We start from the raw sequence: 19,811 nt of genomic DNA, 5'->3' as shown, positions 1-19,811 counted from the left end.
AATTAAAATTTCGCTTTTTTTAGTTTTTTTATTTGTAGGCAAGCACTTTATAAGACATTCGATTACAAAACTGCCTTATAAAGTGCGGTATTCTCTTTAATTTGACTTTTAGAAAAACTGCTGGTATTCGTTTATTTTATAAGTCAAACTTTATTCCTTGTGCCAATGGCAGACTAGTGGTATAATTAATGGTATTGGTTTGTCTGCGCATGTACACTTTCCAGGCATCGGAGCCGGATTCTCTCCCACCGCCTGTTTCTTTTTCTCCGCCAAAAGCACCGCCAATTTCAGCACCGGAAGTACCGATGTTAACATTCGCAATACCGCAGTCAGAGCCGGTAACCGATAAAAATAATTCGGCTTCTCTTAAATTATTAGTCATGATTGCTGAGGATAAGCCTTGTGCTACACCATTTTGAATGGCGATCGCATTCTCGACAGTCCCTGAGTATTTTAATAAATATAAAACCGGAGCAAAAGTTTCGTGCTGTACGATTTCAAATGAGTTATCAGCCTCTGCGATAGCTGGTTTTACGTAACAGCCGCTTTCGTATCCCGCACCTGAAAGTACACCACCTTCAACCAGAATTTTTCCTCCTTCGGCTACCACTTTTCGTAGCGCCTGCTGATACATTTCAACTGCCTGAGTATCGATCAACGGACCAACATGATTCTTTTCGTCCAACGGATTTCCGATGCGTAATTGCTTGTAGGCAGCAACTATTGCATCTTTTACTTTGTCGAATATACTTTCGTGAATAATTAAACGGCGTGTCGACGTACATCTTTGTCCCGCAGTTCCAACGGCTCCAAAAACAGCACCAATAACCGTCATTTTAATATCAGCATCCGGAGTTACAATGATCGCATTATTTCCTCCCAGCTCCAATAATGATTTTCCTAAACGTCCTGCAACTACCTGCGCTACAATTTTTCCCATGCGGGTTGAACCAGTAGCCGAAATCAAAGGAACACGTATATCTTTTGTCAGTAACTCTCCAATGGTATAGTCGCCATTGATCAAACCTGAAATACCTTCCGGTAAATTATTCTCTTTGATGACCTCACTTATAATATTCTGACAAGCTATGGCACAAATAGGCGTTTTCTCTGATGGTTTCCAAACGCAAACATCTCCACAAATCCATGCCAGGGCTGTATTCCACGCCCAAACAGCCACCGGAAAGTTAAAAGCCGAAATAATTCCAACTACCCCCAAAGAATGATACTGTTCGTACATACGATGTCCTGGACGTTCTGAATGCATTGTTAATCCGTGAAGCTGACGGGAAAGTCCAACTGCAAAATCGCAGATATCTATCATTTCCTGCACTTCACCATAACCTTCCTGCAAAGATTTTCCCATCTCGTAAGAAACCAATTTTCCTAATGCCTCTTTATGCACACGCAACTTCTCCCCAAACTGACGTACAATTTCTCCACGCTGTGGTGCCGGCATCAGTCTGAACTGTTTGAAAGCAGCTGTTGCTGCCTCCATCACTTTTTCATAATCAGCAGCAGTTGATGTTTTAACTTTTGCGATCAATTGTCCGTCAACCGGAGAATAACTCTCCAGAATTTCTCCTCCCGAAAAATGATTCAATCCGGTTGAAGTTCCCTCATTAACTTCTTTTATTCCCAATTGGCTTAAAGCTTCCTTTATTCCGAATTGTAATTCTGTTACTGCCATTATGACTTTTTTAAAATAGGTTGTTCAGCTTTAAATTATAAAAAACTGATTATGATAACGATAACTATACTTAATTCCTGTGATTATTTAACCTCCTGCAGCTTTACATCTGTACTTTCAAATATTTTATCGGCAGACGATGCTACAAATCCCTGATACAATTCGCCATTCGCCATTGGGTAACGAAGGGCAAACTCATAATAACAAGATGGAATTTCTAAAACACCCTCTTCAAAATCAACTACATACAAATCAGCAAGTGTACTGGATTGCTCTAATAATTGCTCCGGTGTTCCTTTGATTTTTCCACCGGAAGCATTCAGTTTCCATCCGTTGTTTTCCAGAAAAGTATTAAGCTCTTCTAGGGTGTTAAATCCTTTTAATGCATTGGTACTAATCGTAAAGTGATTCGCTCTGAAACCGTAAACATACATCCAGGCTGCATACTCCGATTCCTCTAATAAAGATTTATAGATGGCCTGCGAATTCCCTTTCCATACAGATCCGCTTAAAACTAATTCAGGATCGTTAAACAAGTTCTGATCACAACTGTTCAGGATATTTTGTACCGTGTCCTGTAACTCAGAGGAACATTTTTCTAATTCCAGCTCCGAAATAAAAATTCTTGGTGCATCCTTATCAGTAGCGTGCTCATAATGTTTGGCAAAAAGTTTTTTGCTCTCAAAATTATATTCTCCTTTTGCTTCATAACCAACATTCAGGAAAGCTTTTTCCAAAACCTCAATATTTACACGTTTATCATTAAAAGTACGAATCGCTATATGGTCATTTTTTATCTCTTCTCCTCTTTCTTCCAGTAATTCATGTATTCTTCTTGCAGATGGGGTAATATTGGCATATTGCTCCCATAATTTCATAAGTAATTGATTTTTATCCATTTCCGTTTTGTTAAAATAGTGTGATTATCACACAAATTTATATATAAAAGTGTTATTATAACACCTTACTTTTACGTTTATTTAAAATCCGACATTTCATATCCTTTTTTTTGTAATTTTGACACTTATAAAATCATTTTTAACTTAAGAATTGTCAAAATAATAGAAATCTCTAAACTACGCCCAACCATGCCAAGTATCAAGAAGAATGAAAATACTGACTATTTAGACCGTGAAATCATACATAAACTAAGTGAAAATGGAAGAATCTCTTTTTCAGATCTTGCCAAAGAATTAAACATATCCAATTCATTGGTACATTTAAGAGTTAGAAAATTACAGGAATCGGGAATTATTACCGGTTTTTCGGTAAAATTAAATCCTAAAGAAATTGGTTTTGAAACCACTACCTATACAGGAATTGTGACTAAAGAAGCACGATTTTCCTATTCTATTGCCGAAAAATTAAAAGAAATTCCGGAAGTTGTAGAGTGCCATTGGGTTTCGGGAAAGTATGCCTTGTTTATAAAAATTGTGGCCGTTAATAATGAAGAGCTCCGCAAAATTTTGTACGAGCAAATCCATCAAATTGAAGGTGTAGGAAGCACCGATTCGTTCTTTTCATTTGGATCAGCATTTGAGAAAAACCTGCCGGTATAACCATTTATATTAGCAGCTAAAGGTTTACAGTTATCCCGGTTTAAATTAGAAAAGCTGTTTCCTAAAACTTAATTTTAGAAAACAGCATGTGTTTTAAAAGTATTTATATACTTTTTTCAATCAAATCTTTAGAAGGATTTCTTCCAAAAACTTTAAAATATTTCTTTGAAAAATAATCTGCTCTGGTGAAATTAAGATCATAGGCCAACCGAACAATAGAATCATAAGATCCGCTACACAATAATTGGTGCGCCAAAATAATTTTTTCTCTCTTAAAAAAATCATTTGGTGTTACACCTTCAATTTCTTTAAAGAGTCTTTTGTATTTACTGGTCGACATATTGGCAACTTTTGACAACTCTCCAATTCCGGGGAATTTATTTTTTAAATTTTGCAGTAAATACTTTTTAGAAATCTCTATGCCGGCCAGGTCTGTTTTTTTTATTCTGCATGAAGGTAAAACGGTATCTGAATACCGCTGAATAAAGTTTCCCAGTAATTTTAAAGCGACTCCTTTGAGATAGAAACTTGAAAATTGATTTAAAACATCCTTATGCTTTATCGAATCAATCAGTATTCTGCTATTGCTGTCAATAAGATCGTGAAAGCAAAGTTCTTTGCTGTCAAATTTATCGTTGCTTTTTAAAGCTAGTTTATCGTTTAGTTTATGAATATAGATAGGACGAAGTAACTTCTGATCCACGATTAAACGCATTGTAAATATCCTCTTTCCGGCTGCATGTTCATAAATATTTTCTATGCTATTCTTCCAAACAAAGAGTCCTAAATTCGCTAAAGAACCTATTTTATAACTAATATCACGAATCTGAATCCAGTTGAACTCTTCGCTAAGATCAAAGTTTATGATATACAAATCATCATGGCTTGCCTGTTGTTTAATTCTTAAAGGAGCTGTTAGTTGATAAAACTTGCTTTCTGAGTACAAATATAGGGTGGTCTTATGGGACTCAAATGCCGATTTCAATAAGTGCATCAACTGTGGAATAATTGATAACTTTTAGTGTAAATGTGGAATATACTCTAAGTTAAAAAAAACACATAACCCTGAATATCAACACCTTTATCTTCAAGCATCATTTAATTCGAATAAGAATCTTATTAATTTAACACATTGGTCTAAGTATTCCTGTGAGCTAGTTGCTATCAAAAATCCAGCGTAATGACAAAAAAAAGAGGAGATTTCTCCCCTCTTAAAAATGGTTAAATTTTAATAATTGGTTCTAGTTAGTCTACTTGTTAAATCTTTCTTTAAAATTTATAATTAAGCCCTGCCGTAGCAATTCCTTTATATCCAAAACCCAACTCCACGAAGGCTCCAAACGTTTGCTTTTTTCAAATTTATCTTCGGTTCTAAGGTAACTCAAATCACCTCCTGCCTTAAATTTTTCCCTAATGTTGTAACGGTAAGCTACTTCAAACATTCCAAATGTGGCAGACTTCGTATTCTTGTATTTGACTCCACTTATACCAAAAGCCATGTTTACCCTACTCTAGTTTCACTTTTTTTCCCTTTATCTTGAGCATTTGCCGCAAGAACGCAAAATAGCATTACTACACTGACTATTTTTTTATTGCTTATTATTAAAGATTAACTTTTACTTTATGAACATCAACAGAATCTATAAAAGGGTGATACTGTTTGTTCAAAACTAAGTCTATTCGTACTATTTGACGACACGTTTTAAAAATGCGTTATCACTTACGCAATAATCGGTTGCAAAATGATAATATTCGGTAAAATCAATCGGATACAAGCACTATTGTTATCATACCAAATATAAAAGATTGATTTATAGTTTGAAACGATAAATATAATAAGGAGGTTTTCCCTGATCGTCCGCACCTGTAAAAGCTGGCGAACTATTGAGCTGATTGACTGAAATGTACATCCAACCATCAGGTCCTTTATAAACATTGTCCGGCCATTGCATTTTTTGAGCATCCTGTACGACCGTAGTCAATTGACCTGAAATGTCCAGTTTTGTTATGGAGTGTTCTTGCAGATTCGTAAAATAATGATTTCCATATTCATCTGTCAAAGCACCGTCACTAAAAGGTTTGTTACCTGCTTTTCTTATTGCCTTACTAATTTCAGCATCACTTTTTCCTTCTCTGAATAATCTAGCCGGTACACTATACCAGGAAGTTCCGTTCATAGCTCCAAAAAAGATTGTTTCCCTGTCATTTGAAAGTGTAATCGGGTCAATAGCTACACGCGCCGGTTTTCTGCCAAAATAGATCACTTTCCCGTCAATAATCATGTCTTTGTCTTCTGCCTGTAAAGAAGTATGTCCGCTAAATCGACGTGTTTTTTTTGTTTTCAGATTCAGAACAATAATACCTGGGTTGGCAATATCGGCTAAGTAAGCAAAACCATTTTTTTCATCAATGGCAACATCCTGCGTGAATGTACCTTTAGGCGCAACAGTTTGAGGCAATTCAATTTTTTGAACTACCTTATTCTTACTGATGTCAAAGGCCCAAAGTCTGGATTTACCTAATTCGAGCCCCATATCGGTAACCCATAACTGATTGTTTTTATCAAAGATTAATCCTAACATCGCATCAAATTTTGCATCGGTTGCTTTTGTGTCATATTTCTGATAAGCTTCAGATGGGTAAGGAATCGCTTTTCCGTTTACAATTTCTACCAATTGCATCTTCTGACTTCCTAACGGATGAATGGTTGCAAAAACACGACCCTCGGCTGATACAGCAACGTCACCCGGGCGTATATCCATGGCGGCAACTACTTCGAGAGCTGCTGCTGTTGTGTTTGAATTCCCGAAATAACTGGCAGTTCCCTCAATCCAGTCTTTGCGTGGAGGAGCAAAAAAATCAATGTCTAATGTTCCGTCTTCCAGACATTCAAATTCATGCGGTATATTGCCCGGAATAATCAATACTTCTCCGGTGTTAACTATGTACTCTTTACCTTGCATGGTCACTTTTACGCTTCCCTTTGTAATATAAGTCGTTTGCTCATTTGGATGTTGATGGAGTGGTACTTTGGCCCCTTTATCCATCTTAAACAACGCCAGCATCCCTTGCTCCCCATACACGTATTTACGATGTAATTTATCCCCCAATTGTTCCCATCCCAAATTATCAAATTTTAGATGTTGGATTTCTTTCGTCTGCTGTGCTGCCATAGCAGTACCGAGCAAAATCATTGCAGAAATTGCTAATTTTAATTTTGTCATGTTTTTTGATTTTTAAAATTTAATAAGCGGTCTTTTTAATAAGCGCTTTTAACATTGTTTTCTTTTGTCCACGGTTTGTTGAAGACACTGTTCTGCTGTGGCAAAATAACCTCACAGCCCGGTTTTTGATCAAGACTTACTTTTATGGTTGCTGCAGTCAATTTACCAGACATCACGTGTCCGCCATAAGTACGGTCTTTTGAAATAAAATGAAAATGAAACGGAGACAAATCAATCGCTGAAAAATAAGGCGGATTGTAAAAACCGACCATCGTTCCTGAAACATTTTCTTTTGAGTACAAAGGTCTTGATTTCATTAGCTCGGCTAATCCGGTAGTTTCATTTTCACCAAGACGTTTGGCACTGCCTACAGTAATAATCTCAAATGTACAATCAATACGTATGGCATAAAGTTTATTAGAAGACGGTAGTCTTTTTATCACCTCATTCTGAAGTTCTTCGATGTTTTTTATGTTGGAGAGTTCAAACTCAACATCGGATTTAAAGAATGCCACAGAAGCAAATGGTGTCTGAAGACTAGTTTCAGCAATACTAACTGCTCCGGAAGCATCTACCCGATAACAAATACCTTCAAGTACGATCATTTCGCCATCTAAATAATTGTAAGTCCCTATTCCGAAATTTCCCTTTTCTCTCAATTCGGCAATAGTAAATTCTCCTGTATAAGCACCATTGCGTAACGCGTCCATTACGGAATAATGAAAAACAGGTTTCTCTGAATGAATTTGAGCATTTGACGTTAGAAATTTCAGTAATGCAATACAAAAAACAGCAGATCCGGCGATTTTATTTCTCATACTTTTATTTATTAGATGACATTCTCCTCTCATTACACAAACAAAGATATCTCATAAAAAAGTAAGACAAATTGTACTTCACGGCTTTTTTCCTGTACAATTTTATCATCCACTAAAAAAGACAATCCTGTTAACCATTAAGTTACATTAATCTCATAGTTGCTGTAACATTTCGTGTCAAACAAAGTCGAGATCAGAAGCCTATTAGAATTAATTCTCTTAACGGGCTAACATAGTATAGATTTACGATAATAAAGCGGCATGCAAACCTTTAGAAAGCAATGATATTTGTTGTTTCATACTTCAAAAAATATGATAAAATTAATTCCTGTCAGATTTCAAAATAGTATTGTTCGGTTAACTGCTTTTATTTTCCGCCGGAGAAAAAACAATGGCGATTTGTCTTACATTTGTTATTCTATTCTTCTAAAACTATGATAAAATTAACTCCCATCAAATTTCACAAATATTATTATTCCGCAAGTTGTTTTTTACTATTGGTTGGGTGCAAAACCGGCCAGCAAAATGTTATACAGCACAATTATATTGCCGGCGATAAAAACAAAGGCGATTTATTCTACAATACATTACTGGATGTTTCCATCGACATACCGGAAAATGTGAGCTATAAAGATCTTTCTAAGATTAATAGAAGTACACTAAGGAAGCAAATTGGGAATTATAAAGATATATCTGCCGCAAAGGCAATACTTAGTTATAAAACGAATCAAAATTTAGAAAGCTATTATTTCTTTGAAAAGATTGAAAAACCAACTGACACTATTGTTCACGAAAAATTAGTTCGAAATGATAGTATCAATGGCATTATAATTTTTGAAAAACAAAAGGGAGCAAAAAAAATCATTTCACTTACACGAATGTCTGGTAATTCCAATCATTTGGAAAAGGCTAGCGAAAATATCCGAAGGGTTCATCTGGACAGTACCTCTTTGAATAAATTGTCTTATATGCAGCTATTTAATTATTATACCACTGAATCTCATAAAAACTACCTGCAGGGAAGAGAAAAAATAAAGCAGGCACCTATAAAAGATCCCAAAAAAACAATGTTAAAGCCCCCTTTATACCTGACAATCAATTCATTTATAGGCAATAATAAAGAATATAATTTACTGCTTAAAGAACATGAAAGCGATAAAAGTGATTTTAATCAGACTGTTCTAAATTCTCTAACAAAAAATGAGGTCAAAAGAGACGAATCTGTAATCGCAGCAATTGCAGATCTCGCTAACAGCAATCAGATTATTATACTCAATGAGGATCATTTTTATCCCAAACATCGGTTGTTTGCACTAAATCTTTTGGATGTTTTAAAACAAAAAGGATTCACTGTAATTTCTATGGAGACCTTTGTTCCAAACTATAGTACCAATACAGCGCCCGTTCCAAATGCTAGAAATGGATTTTATATTAAAGACCCTTATTTCGGTCATTTCGTAAGAAAAGCAAATGCTATGGGATTTACTTTAGTGGGGCATGAAAATTCTGATCAGAAGGTAGACCGGGAAATAGGTCAAGCTAAAAATATCATGAGAATACTGGAAAAAGATCCAAAGGCAAAAATTTTCATTTATGTAGGTCATGGTCATCTGGAAGAAGGAGGAAAAAAGCGTCTTATGGCCAATTATTTAAAGGAATACTCGAACATAGATCCCATTACCATCAATCAGGAAACTGTTATGATGGATACAAAAGAAAAACTAGTTTTACTTCCTAGAGCTGTATTTGCAAAAGATACTTTAATGAAATCAAGTGCTGATTATTTTGTAATCAATAATCTTGAAGCGAACCTGCAGTCTGTTTACCCTAATCAGACTTTTAAAAAAGTTAATCTGAAAGACCAGAAGCTCTCACAATTTAAAAACGAAGCACTATTGGTTGACGTTTTCCTATTAGAAGAGTATAATGTGACTAAAAATGCAGATTTACTAATTCCGATTCAATCTATCTTAGTAGCTCCAAAAAACAACACAATTGAAATTGATTTGCCTGTTGGACAATACTATATTACAGCAAAATCCGCCAAAAATGAGCTGTTTCAATTTAATCGCATCGAAGTCAATTAACGATGCGGCTTATTTCAAAAAAAATCCCGTTTTCATCAATTGAAAACGGGATCTCAGACAGTGTCTTATATTTTTAATGACTTAAATTCTCTAATTCTTTCGGGTCGTGTTTGTGTTTAAACAAAATCGCAAATGCAATTGCAATTACTAAGGCATAAGCGGCAAATGACAGCCAGATGGTTTGCCAGTCTTTCATTAATATAGGGTTAGCAAAAACTCCATCAGTAGAAACAGAATTACCTTGCTTTTTTACAAATTCCAACATTATTGAATTTGTACTGTCTGTTTGCAAAAATCCAGCTAACTCAGTAGTATTTGCAAATGATTTGGTAAAGAAACGATCAATAGCCCAACCTGAAGTTAAGCTTCCTAAAACGGCTCCTACACCATTGGTCATCATCATAAATAATCCTTGCGCAGACGAACGTATTTTCGAATCTGTATTGCTTTCAACAAATAAAGAACCTGAGATATTGAAGAAATCAAATGCCATTCCGTACACAATACATGACAATATGATCATCCATAAACCGCCTACAGGATCTCCAAAACCAAATAATCCGAAACGCAGTACCCAGGCCAACATACTAATCAGCATTACCTGTTTGATTCCAAAACGTCTTAAGAAAAATGGAATTGCGAGAATAAATAATGTTTCAGAAACCTGAGAGATCGACATGATGATAGTCGAATACTGGATTACAAAAGAATCTGCATATTTAGGAAAATGTTTGAATTCGTCTAAAAATACGTCTCCATAAGCATTCGTCAATTGTAAAGCCCCGCCTAAAAACATAGAGAATACAAAGAACAGAGCCATTTTGTAGTTTCCAAACAACTTAAAAGCTTCCAATCCTAAAGTTTCAACTAGTGAAGCATCTTCTTTTGTCAGGCGCTGTGGCTCACATTTTGGTAATGTAAAAGCATAAATTCCAAGAATTAATGCACCTACACCGGCGATGTAAAACTGATATTCTGTCGCTTTACTTCCACTTAAATTAGTGATCCACATTGCGGCAATAAAACCAACGGTTCCCCAAACACGGATAGGTGGGAAATCTTTTACGATGTTTTTATTGTTCAATTTTAGTGAAGTATACGAAATCGAGTTACTCAAAGCAATGGTGGGCATGTAGCAACACATTGCAGCAAACATTACGTATATAAAATGATCTGGGGTGGTAATATGTGCAATAGTAAATAAAACTACTGCATATAAAATGTGCAGGACACCATACAGTTTTTCTGCATTAATCCATCTGTCCGCAATAATCCCGGTTAAGGTGGGCATGAATAAAGAAGCAATTCCCATGGTTCCGAAGACCAAACCAAACTGGGTTCCTTCCCAGTTTTTAGTTCCAAACCAATAATTTCCAATTGTTATAAGCCAGGCTCCCCAAACAAAAAATTGAAGAAAGCTCATTATAATCAACCTGTTTTTAATTCCCATATGATGAAATTGTCTTTAAAATAAATGAAGCGGTAAAACTACCATTAAAAATGATATCTACAAAAAATTAAATTGTTTTAACAACATCTGTTACTAATTCCAGCACTGCTGTAAACTGTTCTTCTCTGTTTAAGTAAGAATTATCTATTTCTATCGCATCATCGGCAATAATTAAAGGAGAATCTTCACGATGTGTATCGATATAATCTCTCTCGACTACATTTTTCAGGACGTCTTCATAAGAAACGTTATCTCCTTTTTGCTGTAATTCATCAAAACGTCTCTGTGCACGGGTTTCGGCACTGGCGGTCATGAATACTTTAAGTTCAGCATTTGGAAACACTACGGTACCAATGTCTCTTCCGTCCATTACAATACCTTTATTTTTTCCCATTTCCTGCTGTTGTTCCACTAATTTGGAACGTACTTCAGAAACTTCTGCTACTTTACTAACGAAACTGGAAACTTCGATGGTTCTGATTTGTTTCTCCACATTTTCGCCATTAAGATACATCTCGGCAAAACCAAGATCGGCATTAAATTTAAATTCTAACTGAATGTTCGGTAAAGCCGCTATAAGGGCTACTTTATCAAAAAAATCGGCTGCAATAAGCTGATTTTGCATGGCAAAGTACGTTACGGCACGGTACATTGCTCCGGTATCTACATAAACATATTCTAACTCTTTCGCTAATTGTTTGGCCAAAGTACTCTTTCCTGTAGAGGAGAATCCATCAATTGCAATGGTAATTTTTTTCAATTTTTTATTTTTTTAATTTAAACTTGTTTACTGTTTTGGTTCGGACTTAATAATAAATACTCATCACAATATCGGATCCGGAAGTATCAATTATTTTAGCCACTCGTTCAAAATACTTTTTGTTCACCATCGGACATCCATAGCTGTTGCAAATATATCCTTTTTGCTCTTTATACGGAACATCAAAATAATAATGGAAAACAATATCACGATCAAATACATTGGAATTTGTAGTATCTAATCCGTATAATTTATAGGCCTTGCCAAACTTTCCATTATAATGCCCGCCAACAGCATATCTCCCCAACGAAGTACTGAGTGAATTAGGGACATTACTAAATTTTAGTTTACCTTTTACTTTAGTCTCAGATCCTAAACCATGAGCTACTAAACCTTTATCAATAATTTTATTATTTTTTAGATCGTATATAAAAAAGCGATTCTTACCGGAAGGAATTTTCATATCTATAAAAAAAGCATATCTGTCATTGTATTTTGGATTGCTTTTTATAATGCTCCGGACTTCATTTATTTTTATAATATCAATTGTTCTTGCTACTGAAGGAGATGCAGTATGGTCTTTCCTGAGGATTCTATATCCCGCGAAAATCAAAAGTAAAACCAATAAACCAATAAAGATTTTCTTCATATTACAATACTAAAACAATGAATTAAGTTGGAAAAACAGATAAAATCGAGGCAAAAAAAATGCTGTTGAAGGAAAAACAACAGCAATATAAGATTTAAGTGTATTGAAATTTTATTCTAAGTTTTTCTAATAATAAACATCCAGAATGATATTTGACTTAGAACAATCTATATATTTTTCGAGTCTTTTAAAGAACTGTTCATTCACCATTGGACAGCCATGGCTGTTACTGATGTAATAGTCTTGTTCTTCATAAGGAACTGCCGAGTAATAATGTAACACTATAGCTCTTTTTAAAGCATTATTATTGGTTTCATCCAGACCGTTTAATTTATAGGCTTTTCCGAAGATTCCTTTATAACATTTCTGAATCACATATCGGCCTAAAGCAGTGCAATTGGAATTAGGAGTATTACTGAAACGTAAATTCCCTTTTACACCCGTTTCTGATCCTGAACCATGTGCTACAAGCCCCTGATCGATAATTTTACTGTTTACCAGATCGTAAACAAAAAAACGATTTTTGCCTGATGGTATGCTCATATCAACGAAAAAAGCAATTTTGGTATTGTATTTAGAATCAATACTCATCATGTTTTTTATTTCGTTTACTCTAAGATTCATACGCTCTACTTCCAAAGTGGAAATAGCGGTTTCTTTTTTATAGTAGTGTTTTGCACCCGTAAAAACACCTACTGTTAAAAACAAAAACAAACTAAGTATTTTCATATCATTACTGAAAATTTAAAATTAGACCAAAAAGACTTGTATTTGCTGCTAACGTATATCTGGAATAAGAATAGTTAAATTTTAACCTGTTCATTTTTAATCCAAATCCTACTGACACTCCTGAAAAATTACGTTGTTCATTCACCCGTAATTCTTCTCCCCTTCTAAAATTATATCCTAAACGCAAATTAAATGCTTTTTTTGGGAAAAGTTCCACTCCTAAAACAACATGCCTTAATGCGTTGTTTAAAAACGAAACTTTTTCTTTGTTTGTTGATCCATCTATGCCGGTTCCCCCACGAACGGGATTCGAAAAAGAGATGTTCCACTGTTGCAAATTTTCTAATGTAAGATGCCAGCGAAGGGGCACATGCTCTAATTCCTGAGAAACTCCAGCCACGATTTCAAATGGTAAATTTTCCTTTATTCCCGAATACGTTGTAAACTGTGTACCTATATTACGGATTACCAAACCCAAATTTACATCATTTTTTTCAATTACATACAAAAAACCTAAATCAATTGCTCCTCCCATCGAATTATAACTCTCTAAAGTTGAAGTTATTAACTTAGCGCTTGCTCCAATATGCAGATCAGTATAAGGAACATTATAAGCATACCCTAATGAAAGTGCGCCCTCACTCCCAGTAAAATTAGAAGTGGCCTGACCATTTTCATCATAACCTTCAAATGAACCATAATTGACATAGCTTACTCCTGCATAGAATGTCTGCACATGTCTGTCGTAAGTATAGGCATACGAAGCGGTTCCATAAGAAGCTTCTCCATAATAACTCCCATAATTCAAAGCAAGACGATTGTCCATATCTTCATTTAAAGCTGCTGGGTTAGACATCACCTGATTGACATCCTCGTCATAAATCGTGATGGTTTCTCCTCCTAACGCTGCCTGTCTTGGAGAAGTCGTTAAATTCAAGAACTGATAGGTGTGACGCCCTCCTATTTGCCCATAACTAATGGAGCAAATTGTTACTAATAAAAATAAAACAAATTGTTTTAACATTCTTTTGGGGCGATCCTATAGAGGGATAACGCAAGTGCGAAGATAAAATTATATCAATTATAAAAATAAAATACAATAAAAATAAATTCCAATAAAAAAATCCAAATTCCAAAACTGAGGTCTCAGATTGGAATTTGGATTTTGGAATTTTTGTATTGAAGATTAAGTATATACTTTATTTCAGCGTTTTCGCGTTCTTAACATTCTGATCCGTCAATGCCAAAGCCAAAACTTCACTCATTTCTTTCACATAATGAAAAGTAAGTCCTTCTAAATATTCGGCTTTAATTTCATCAATGTCGCTTTTATTTTCATGACATAAAATGATCTCTTTAATATTGGCTCTTTTTGCTGCCAGGATTTTTTCTTTAATTCCGCCTACCGGTAAGACTTTACCTCGAAGCGTAATTTCACCTGTCATGGCTAAACTTTTCTTTACTTTCTTTTGTGTAAGTAATGAAACCAAAGAGGTCAACATGGCTATTCCGGCACTTGGGCCGTCTTTTGGTGTTGCGCCTTCGGGTACGTGTAAATGGATATTGTACTTTTGAAACAATTCAACATTCAAGCCTAATTTTTTAGCATTGGCTTTGATGTATTCTAAAGCAATTGTAGCCGATTCTTTCATTACATTACCAAGGTTTCCGGTAATGGTCAAAGCTCCTTTTCCTTCAGAAATCAAAGATTCGATAAACAAAATATCTCCACCCACACTCGTCCAGGCTAAACCTGTCACTACTCCTGCAATATCGTTGTTTTCATATTTATCGCGTTCTAATCTTGGTACCCCCAAAACGGTCACGATATCTTCGTCGGTTACTTTTTTATTGTACTCCTCTTCCATCGCAACTGCTTTTGCTGCATTACGAATGACCTGAGCAATTTTAGTTTCCAAATTACGAACTCCGGATTCGCGTGTGTATCCTTCTACGATTTTTTCCAGTTGTTTTTTACCAATGGTCAAATCTTTAGCTGTCAATCCGTGTGCCTCTAATTGTTTCGGAAAAAGGTGTCTTTTGGCAATTTCAACTTTTTCTTCGATGGTGTAACCGGACATTTTGATTACTTCCATTCTGTCGCGTAATGCCGGTTGAATGGCTGACATATTGTTTGAAGTTGCGATAAACATTACTTTAGACAAATCATACCCCATTTCAAGGAAGTTGTCGTAAAAAGCATTGTTTTGCTCCGGATCTAATACTTCTAACAAAGCAGAAGAAGGGTCTCCACTGTTACCGCTTGACAATTTATCAATCTCATCCAGTATAAAAACAGGGTTCGAAGTTCCGGCTTTTTTCAAACTCTGAATGATTCGTCCCGGCATAGCACCGATATAAGTCTTTCTGTGTCCGCGAATTTCAGCTTCATCACGTAAACCACCTAAGGAAATACGTACGTACTCACGTCCTAAAGCTTCAGCAACCGAACGACCGATAGAAGTTTTACCAACTCCCGGAGGTCCTGTCAAACAAATAATTGGCGATCTCATATCGTTACGAAGTTTCAATACAGCCAAATGTTCAATCATTCTTTTCTTTACTTCTTCAAGTCCAAAATGATCTTTATCTAATACTTTTTGTGCATGTTTTAAATCGAATTTATCTTTAGAATATTCACCCCAAGGCAATTCTAAAAATAATTCCAGGTAGTTACGCTGAATTCCAAAATCAGGAGATTGCGGGTTCATTCTACGCATTTTAGACAATTCTTTTTCGAAATGTTTCTGCGTTTTCTCGTCCCACTTTTTGGTTTTGGCTTTCAATCCCATTTCATCCATTTCTTCCTCCTGCGAAACGCCTCCCAATTCTTCCTGAATGGTTTTCATTTGCTGGTGAAGGAAATATTCACGCTGCTGCTGGTCTAAATCAAAACGAACTTTTGACTGAATGTCGTTCTTTAATTCTAATTTTTGCAGTTCCACGTTCATGTAACGCAAAGTTTCAAGCGCGCGTTCTTTTAATCCGTTTATCGATAACAAACCTTGTTTTTCTTTTACGGATAAATTCATATTGGAAGAAACAAAATTGATTAAAAACGACTGGCTTTCAATGTTTTTAATCGCAAAAGTAGCTTCTGACGGAATGTTTGGACTTTCTTTTATAATTTGAATTGCCAGTTCTTTTACTGAATCTAAAATTGCGGTAAATTCGGTATCATCTTCTGTCGGACGTTCTTCTGAAACTTCTTTGATCGTGGCAGTGATATAAGGTTCTTCTGAAACTACTTCGTCAATTTCAAAACGTTTTTTACCTTGTAGAATTACGGTTACGTTTCCGTCAGGCATTTTTAAAACGCGAAGAATTCTGGCTACGGTTCCAATTTTATGAATATCATCTTTTGACGGGTCTTCGTCTTCTTCATTAATTTGAGAAACCACACCAATAATTTTTCCGCCGGCATTGGCATCATTAATTAATTTGATTGATTTATCTCTTCCTGCCGAAATCGGAATAACAACTCCCGGAAATAAAACGGTATTGCGCAATGGTAAAATAGGCAACGAGAGCGGAAGCTCTTCGTTATTCATTTCCTCTTCGTCTTCCGGAGTTAATAATGGAATCAAATCTGCTTCTGAGTCAAATTCCTGAAGTGACAGATTGTCAATTGTGAGTATTTTATGGTTTGACATAATAGTATATAAGTCGTTTTGTCATTAAATATTTCATACTAACCGCAAATATAACTTTACAGGCGGTAGTTTCAGCTAAATCTATGCAAAGTATTTCATTTACAAGATTAGCGGTAAAAATAGACAATCATTGTGCCAAAAGCAAAAAAGAAAGTTTTGAAATTGTATGATAGAAGTTAAATAACCTAAGAAAGACAATTATTTTAAAAAAAAATAAAATTAATTTTATCAAAACTGTAACAAACCCAAAAAAGCAAAGTCATTATTAAAAACTAGCAACAATTACTTGAGTATAACTAACCAGAATATCGAAGAATTAATCACGCTTTGTAAGGAGAACAACCAAAAAGCGCAGTTCGAAGTTTACAATCGTTATTGTAAAGCGATGTACAATGTGGCATTCCGCATTGTGAAAGATGAACATTTTGCACAGGACGTCATGCAGGAAGGTTTTCTGAAAGCTTTTACAAAAATCAATGACTATAAACAAGAAGTAGCATTTGGTGCGTGGTTAAAAAGAATAATCATCAATTACAGTATTGATTTTTATAAAAAGAATAATGCTTTTCAGGCAGAAGATTTGACTAAAACCCTTTATAAAATAGAGGAAAATGACAGTGTATTAAGTGACAGCATTGACCTGAATTCACTTAAAGTAAAACAAGTCTTAGATACGATTTCAAACCTGAAAGACAATTATCGTATGGTTTTAACCCTTTTTTATATTGAGGGTTACGATCAGGAGGAAATTAGTGAAATATTAAACATCAGTTATGCTAATTGCCGGACGACGCTAAGCAGAGCAAAAGAAAGTTTACGAAAAAAATTAGAGGAGATATGAAAAAGGAAAATGACGATTTAGATCAATTATTCAAAAAGTTTGAGAACCAATGGGATGTAGCCGAATTAACTTCTGACCATCAGCTTGATTTCTTAAATAAATTAAACAAAAAACAACCTAAGAAGAAAAATCATGCGGTCTGGGCCATTGCTGCTTCAATTGTGGTATTGTTGGGGGTATCTATATTCTACAACAGTTACCAGGAGCCTAAACAGTATAAGTTTGCTTCAAAGGAAGCCAAAAGAACCGATTCGATATTCAGTATTTTAATCGATAATGAGCTAGTAAAATTAAAAGAAAAAAGTTCTCCTCAGAATGAACAGATTATTAACGATGCCTTAAAACAAATGAAGGTGTTTGATACCGATTATGCAAAAATCATGAAAGAATTGCAGAAAAACGGCGAAAACAAACAAATTATTTATGCCATGATCAGTAACCTGGAAACACGTATTTCCTTTTTACAAACAGTATTGAAACGCATTGAAGAAAATGAAAATTTTAAAACTAACACTACACATGAAAAAACATTATAAAATACTCATCCTATTCCTTTTGCTTCCTTTTTTAGGATTCTCAAACGATGATAATAGTTACATCACTAAGCAAAAGAACATTAAAAAAACCTATATCGTAAATTCGAACGCAGGTATTGATATTGACAACAAATACGGAGACATCACGGTCAGTACCTGGAATGAGGATAAAATCGACATTGACATTACTATAAAGGCAACCAGCAAAAATGAAAGTTGGGCCAACCAAAGAATTAACAGTATTGATGTTGACATTACTGCTCTTAAATCGATGGTTACTGCGGTGACAAATCTTGGGAATTCTTCGTTAAGAAGTAAAGGAAGTGCTGATTTCTTTGAAATTAACTATGTCATTAAGATTCCGAAAAACGGTTCGGTAAAACTTAATAATAAGTATGGAGATATCACAACGCTGAGTTTAGAATCTACCACAGATATTACTTGTAAATACGGAAAAATAACGTTAGGGAAACTAAATGGTTCCAGCAATCGAATTGAAATTGGCTATTGCGAGAACTCAACCATTGAATCTATCAAAAACGGAAATATTGAAGCGCGCTATTCTAACCTGAAAATAACCCATTCCGGAAACTTAAATATAGACTCCAATTACACTGATTTGTATTTGCTTGATGAAGGTCAGAACATCAAATATGATAGTAATTACTCTACTTTTAAACTTCAAAAAATCAGTTCGCTGACGGGTTCCGGAAATTACTTAAGTGTTTCTGTTGGGGAGCTCACCGGTAATTTGAATATTGACACTGCTTATTCAAAGATAAATGTGGATACTCTAAATGAGAAAAAAAAGAATGTGAATGTTACGAGCAGCTACACGAATGTATCACTGGGTTACAGCGCTGATCTTTCTTTTGATTTTGACATTAACACCAGATATGGGAGTATCAAGTACGACAGTTCATTAGAAACATCGGTGACGGAAAGCAAAGGCAGTGCTAAAAAAATAAGCGGTTACAACAAGAAAAAAGGACAAAGCAAAATAACGGTAACTACCAGCTATGGTAATGCTGCATTAATCAAAAAATAACAATCTAAAACAATCAAAACAATGAAAACATCAGTTAAATTATTCGTTTGCAGTGCATTTTTATTCAGTTTTATTGCAAATGCTCAATGGTCTAATAAAAAGATAAAAGGAAATGGCAATGTTGTTTCTGAAACCAGAACCACTTCTGATTATGATGGTATAAAAATTTCCGGTTTTTTTGATGTGGATTTAGTAGCAGGGAAAGAAGGAAAAATTACACTGGAAGGGGAACAAAATTTATTGGCCGCCATAAAAGTTGAAGTGGAGAATAATATTTTAAAAGTTTACGTTGAGAAAGGCGTTAATCTCTCCCCAAGTCTTGGAAAAAAGATCGAAATGACGATACCTTTTGAAACCATATCTCAATTGAGCCTTGCAGGTTCAGGAGACATCCGCACTAAAAATCCAATTAAAAGTGACAAATTTAAGGCAAGATTATCAGGCTCAGGAAACTTTAATCTGACTTTAGACTCCAACGATCTTGAATTTATTTTAAGCGGATCAGGTGATGTAAATTTAAAAGGAAATGCAGCGAATTTTTCAACCATATTATCAGGTTCCGGAGATATCGATGCCACAAATCTTAAAACAAAAAATACTGAAGTAACCATTTCGGGATCAGGAGACGTTCGCGTAAACTGTACTGAAAGTATAAGTGCAAAAGTTTCAGGATCCGGCGATGTCAGATACAGCGGAAATCCAGAAAAACGAAGTGTAAAAGTTTCGGGATCAGGAAGTATCTCAAAAGCTTAATTCTATAAAAGCTC

The 19,811-nt window shown here is 35.1% G+C and carries 18 protein-coding genes; 6 read left to right on the top strand and 12 right to left on the bottom strand.

All coding sequences use genetic code 11. From position 1 onward, the window contains the following. Positions 1-136: 136 nt before the first annotated feature. Positions 137-1,690 (bottom strand): L-piperidine-6-carboxylate dehydrogenase, encoded by a 1,554-nt coding sequence (gene amaB / locus LNQ34_RS19020; protein WP_230000875.1) that lies wholly within the window; start codon positions 1,688-1,690, stop codon positions 137-139. An 83-nt stretch (positions 1,691-1,773) separates the two neighbouring features. Next, entirely contained in the window at positions 1,774-2,568 is a 795-nt protein-coding gene (locus tag LNQ34_RS19015) for a DUF1338 domain-containing protein (RefSeq protein WP_230000874.1), read from the bottom strand. 210 nt (positions 2,569-2,778) lie between these two features. Between LNQ34_RS19015 and LNQ34_RS19010 the strand changes: the two genes are divergently transcribed. After that, the gene (locus tag LNQ34_RS19010) at positions 2,779-3,249 is read left to right on the top strand and encodes an Lrp/AsnC family transcriptional regulator (RefSeq protein WP_017497155.1); all 471 of its coding nucleotides are present in this window, start codon (positions 2,779-2,781) and stop codon (positions 3,247-3,249) included. 103 nt (positions 3,250-3,352) lie between these two features. On the opposite strand, the gene LNQ34_RS19005 is transcribed toward LNQ34_RS19010, so the two are convergent. The 4 genes from LNQ34_RS19005 to budA form a co-directional block, all read right to left on the bottom strand. Further along, the gene (locus LNQ34_RS19005) at positions 3,353-4,195 is read right to left on the bottom strand and encodes a helix-turn-helix domain-containing protein (protein ID WP_230000873.1); all 843 of its coding nucleotides are present in this window, start codon (positions 4,193-4,195) and stop codon (positions 3,353-3,355) included. A 304-nt stretch (positions 4,196-4,499) separates the two neighbouring features. Next, positions 4,500-4,748 (bottom strand): hypothetical protein, encoded by a 249-nt coding sequence (locus LNQ34_RS19000; protein ID WP_230000872.1) that lies wholly within the window; start codon positions 4,746-4,748, stop codon positions 4,500-4,502. A 312-nt stretch (positions 4,749-5,060) separates the two neighbouring features. Continuing rightward, positions 5,061-6,473, bottom strand: coding sequence for an L-dopachrome tautomerase-related protein (locus LNQ34_RS18995; RefSeq protein WP_230000871.1), 1,413 nt, complete (start codon positions 6,471-6,473; stop codon positions 5,061-5,063). A gap of 35 nt (positions 6,474-6,508) precedes the next feature. Then, positions 6,509-7,291, bottom strand: a complete 783-nt coding sequence (gene budA / locus LNQ34_RS18990; RefSeq protein ID WP_230000870.1) for an acetolactate decarboxylase — start codon at positions 7,289-7,291, stop codon at positions 6,509-6,511. A 434-nt stretch (positions 7,292-7,725) separates the two neighbouring features. Here budA and LNQ34_RS18985 point away from each other — a divergent pair, with 434 nt between their 5' ends. Then, positions 7,726-9,378 (top strand): hypothetical protein, encoded by a 1,653-nt coding sequence (locus LNQ34_RS18985; protein WP_230000869.1) that lies wholly within the window; start codon positions 7,726-7,728, stop codon positions 9,376-9,378. Between the two features lie 73 nt (positions 9,379-9,451). On the opposite strand, the gene LNQ34_RS18980 is transcribed toward LNQ34_RS18985, so the two are convergent. The 6 genes from LNQ34_RS18980 to lon all read right to left on the bottom strand — a co-directional run bounded on the left by LNQ34_RS18980 (position 9,452) and on the right by lon (position 16,619). Then, a complete protein-coding gene (locus LNQ34_RS18980) occupies positions 9,452-10,828 on the bottom strand; it encodes a nucleoside permease (protein ID WP_230000868.1) in 1,377 nt (458 codons plus the stop codon). A 67-nt stretch (positions 10,829-10,895) separates the two neighbouring features. Continuing rightward, complete coding sequence (gene cmk, locus LNQ34_RS18975; protein WP_230000867.1) at positions 10,896-11,588, bottom strand: (d)CMP kinase; 693 nt, start codon at positions 11,586-11,588, stop codon at positions 10,896-10,898. A gap of 46 nt (positions 11,589-11,634) precedes the next feature. Next, positions 11,635-12,237 carry a murein L,D-transpeptidase catalytic domain-containing protein gene (locus tag LNQ34_RS18970; protein ID WP_230000866.1) on the bottom strand — a complete coding sequence of 201 codons (603 nt, stop codon included), beginning with the start codon at positions 12,235-12,237 and terminating at the stop codon, positions 11,635-11,637. 126 nt (positions 12,238-12,363) lie between these two features. After that, positions 12,364-12,966: a murein L,D-transpeptidase catalytic domain-containing protein gene (locus LNQ34_RS18965; RefSeq protein ID WP_202701978.1), complete on the bottom strand. Its 603-nt coding sequence runs from the start codon at positions 12,964-12,966 to the stop codon at positions 12,364-12,366. A 4-nt stretch (positions 12,967-12,970) separates the two neighbouring features. Continuing rightward, positions 12,971-13,990, bottom strand: a complete 1,020-nt coding sequence (gene porQ / locus LNQ34_RS18960) for a type IX secretion system protein PorQ (RefSeq protein WP_202701977.1) — start codon at positions 13,988-13,990, stop codon at positions 12,971-12,973. A gap of 175 nt (positions 13,991-14,165) precedes the next feature. After that, on the bottom strand, positions 14,166-16,619 hold the full coding sequence (gene lon / locus LNQ34_RS18955; RefSeq protein WP_202701976.1) for an endopeptidase La: 2,454 nt from the start codon (positions 16,617-16,619) through the stop codon (positions 14,166-14,168). Between the two features lie 286 nt (positions 16,620-16,905). On the opposite strand from lon, the gene LNQ34_RS18950 reads away from it, so the two are divergent. Genes LNQ34_RS18950 through LNQ34_RS18935 form a run of 4 tightly spaced genes read left to right on the top strand, consistent with a single transcriptional unit; the run spans position 16,906 to position 19,797 of the window. Then, on the top strand, positions 16,906-17,460 hold the full coding sequence (locus LNQ34_RS18950; protein ID WP_026110196.1) for an RNA polymerase sigma factor: 555 nt from the start codon (positions 16,906-16,908) through the stop codon (positions 17,458-17,460). Next, entirely contained in the window at positions 17,457-17,996 is a 540-nt protein-coding gene (locus LNQ34_RS18945) for an anti-sigma factor (protein WP_089077905.1), read from the top strand. Before LNQ34_RS18950 ends, LNQ34_RS18945 begins: the two co-directional genes overlap by 4 nt. Beyond that, positions 17,980-19,044 carry a DUF4097 family beta strand repeat-containing protein gene (locus LNQ34_RS18940; protein WP_230000865.1) on the top strand — a complete coding sequence of 355 codons (1,065 nt, stop codon included), beginning with the start codon at positions 17,980-17,982 and terminating at the stop codon, positions 19,042-19,044. The genes LNQ34_RS18945 and LNQ34_RS18940 overlap by 17 nt, the downstream gene beginning before the upstream one ends. A gap of 21 nt (positions 19,045-19,065) precedes the next feature. Further along, positions 19,066-19,797, top strand: coding sequence for a head GIN domain-containing protein (locus LNQ34_RS18935; RefSeq protein WP_202701974.1), 732 nt, complete (start codon positions 19,066-19,068; stop codon positions 19,795-19,797). Positions 19,798-19,811 lie beyond the last annotated feature (14 nt).

The sequence above is a fragment of the Flavobacterium lipolyticum genome, assembly GCF_020905335.1.
Taxonomy (GTDB): domain Bacteria; phylum Bacteroidota; class Bacteroidia; order Flavobacteriales; family Flavobacteriaceae; genus Flavobacterium; species Flavobacterium lipolyticum.
This window is presented reverse-complemented; position numbering and strand designations above follow the sequence as displayed.

Coding starts and splice junctions, on each gene's coding strand:
- amaB (WP_230000875.1), bottom strand. CDS start 1,690: ATGGCAGTAACAGAATTACAATTCGGAATAAAGGAAGCTTTAAGCCAA.
- LNQ34_RS19015 (WP_230000874.1), bottom strand. CDS start 2,568: ATGAAATTATGGGAGCAATATGCCAATATTACCCCATCTGCAAGAAGA.
- LNQ34_RS19010 (WP_017497155.1), top strand. CDS start 2,779: ATGCCAAGTATCAAGAAGAATGAAAATACTGACTATTTAGACCGTGAA.
- LNQ34_RS19000 (WP_230000872.1), bottom strand. CDS start 4,748: ATGGCTTTTGGTATAAGTGGAGTCAAATACAAGAATACGAAGTCTGCC.
- LNQ34_RS18995 (WP_230000871.1), bottom strand. CDS start 6,473: ATGACAAAATTAAAATTAGCAATTTCTGCAATGATTTTGCTCGGTACT.
- budA (WP_230000870.1), bottom strand. CDS start 7,291: ATGAGAAATAAAATCGCCGGATCTGCTGTTTTTTGTATTGCATTACTG.
- LNQ34_RS18985 (WP_230000869.1), top strand. CDS start 7,726: ATGATAAAATTAACTCCCATCAAATTTCACAAATATTATTATTCCGCA.
- LNQ34_RS18980 (WP_230000868.1), bottom strand. CDS start 10,828: ATGGGAATTAAAAACAGGTTGATTATAATGAGCTTTCTTCAATTTTTT.
- LNQ34_RS18970 (WP_230000866.1), bottom strand. CDS start 12,237: ATGAAGAAAATCTTTATTGGTTTATTGGTTTTACTTTTGATTTTCGCG.
- LNQ34_RS18965 (WP_202701978.1), bottom strand. CDS start 12,966: ATGAAAATACTTAGTTTGTTTTTGTTTTTAACAGTAGGTGTTTTTACG.
- porQ (WP_202701977.1), bottom strand. CDS start 13,990: ATGTTAAAACAATTTGTTTTATTTTTATTAGTAACAATTTGCTCCATT.
- lon (WP_202701976.1), bottom strand. CDS start 16,619: ATGTCAAACCATAAAATACTCACAATTGACAATCTGTCACTTCAGGAA.
- LNQ34_RS18945 (WP_089077905.1), top strand. CDS start 17,457: ATGAAAAAGGAAAATGACGATTTAGATCAATTATTCAAAAAGTTTGAG.
- LNQ34_RS18940 (WP_230000865.1), top strand. CDS start 17,980: ATGAAAAAACATTATAAAATACTCATCCTATTCCTTTTGCTTCCTTTT.
- LNQ34_RS18935 (WP_202701974.1), top strand. CDS start 19,066: ATGAAAACATCAGTTAAATTATTCGTTTGCAGTGCATTTTTATTCAGT.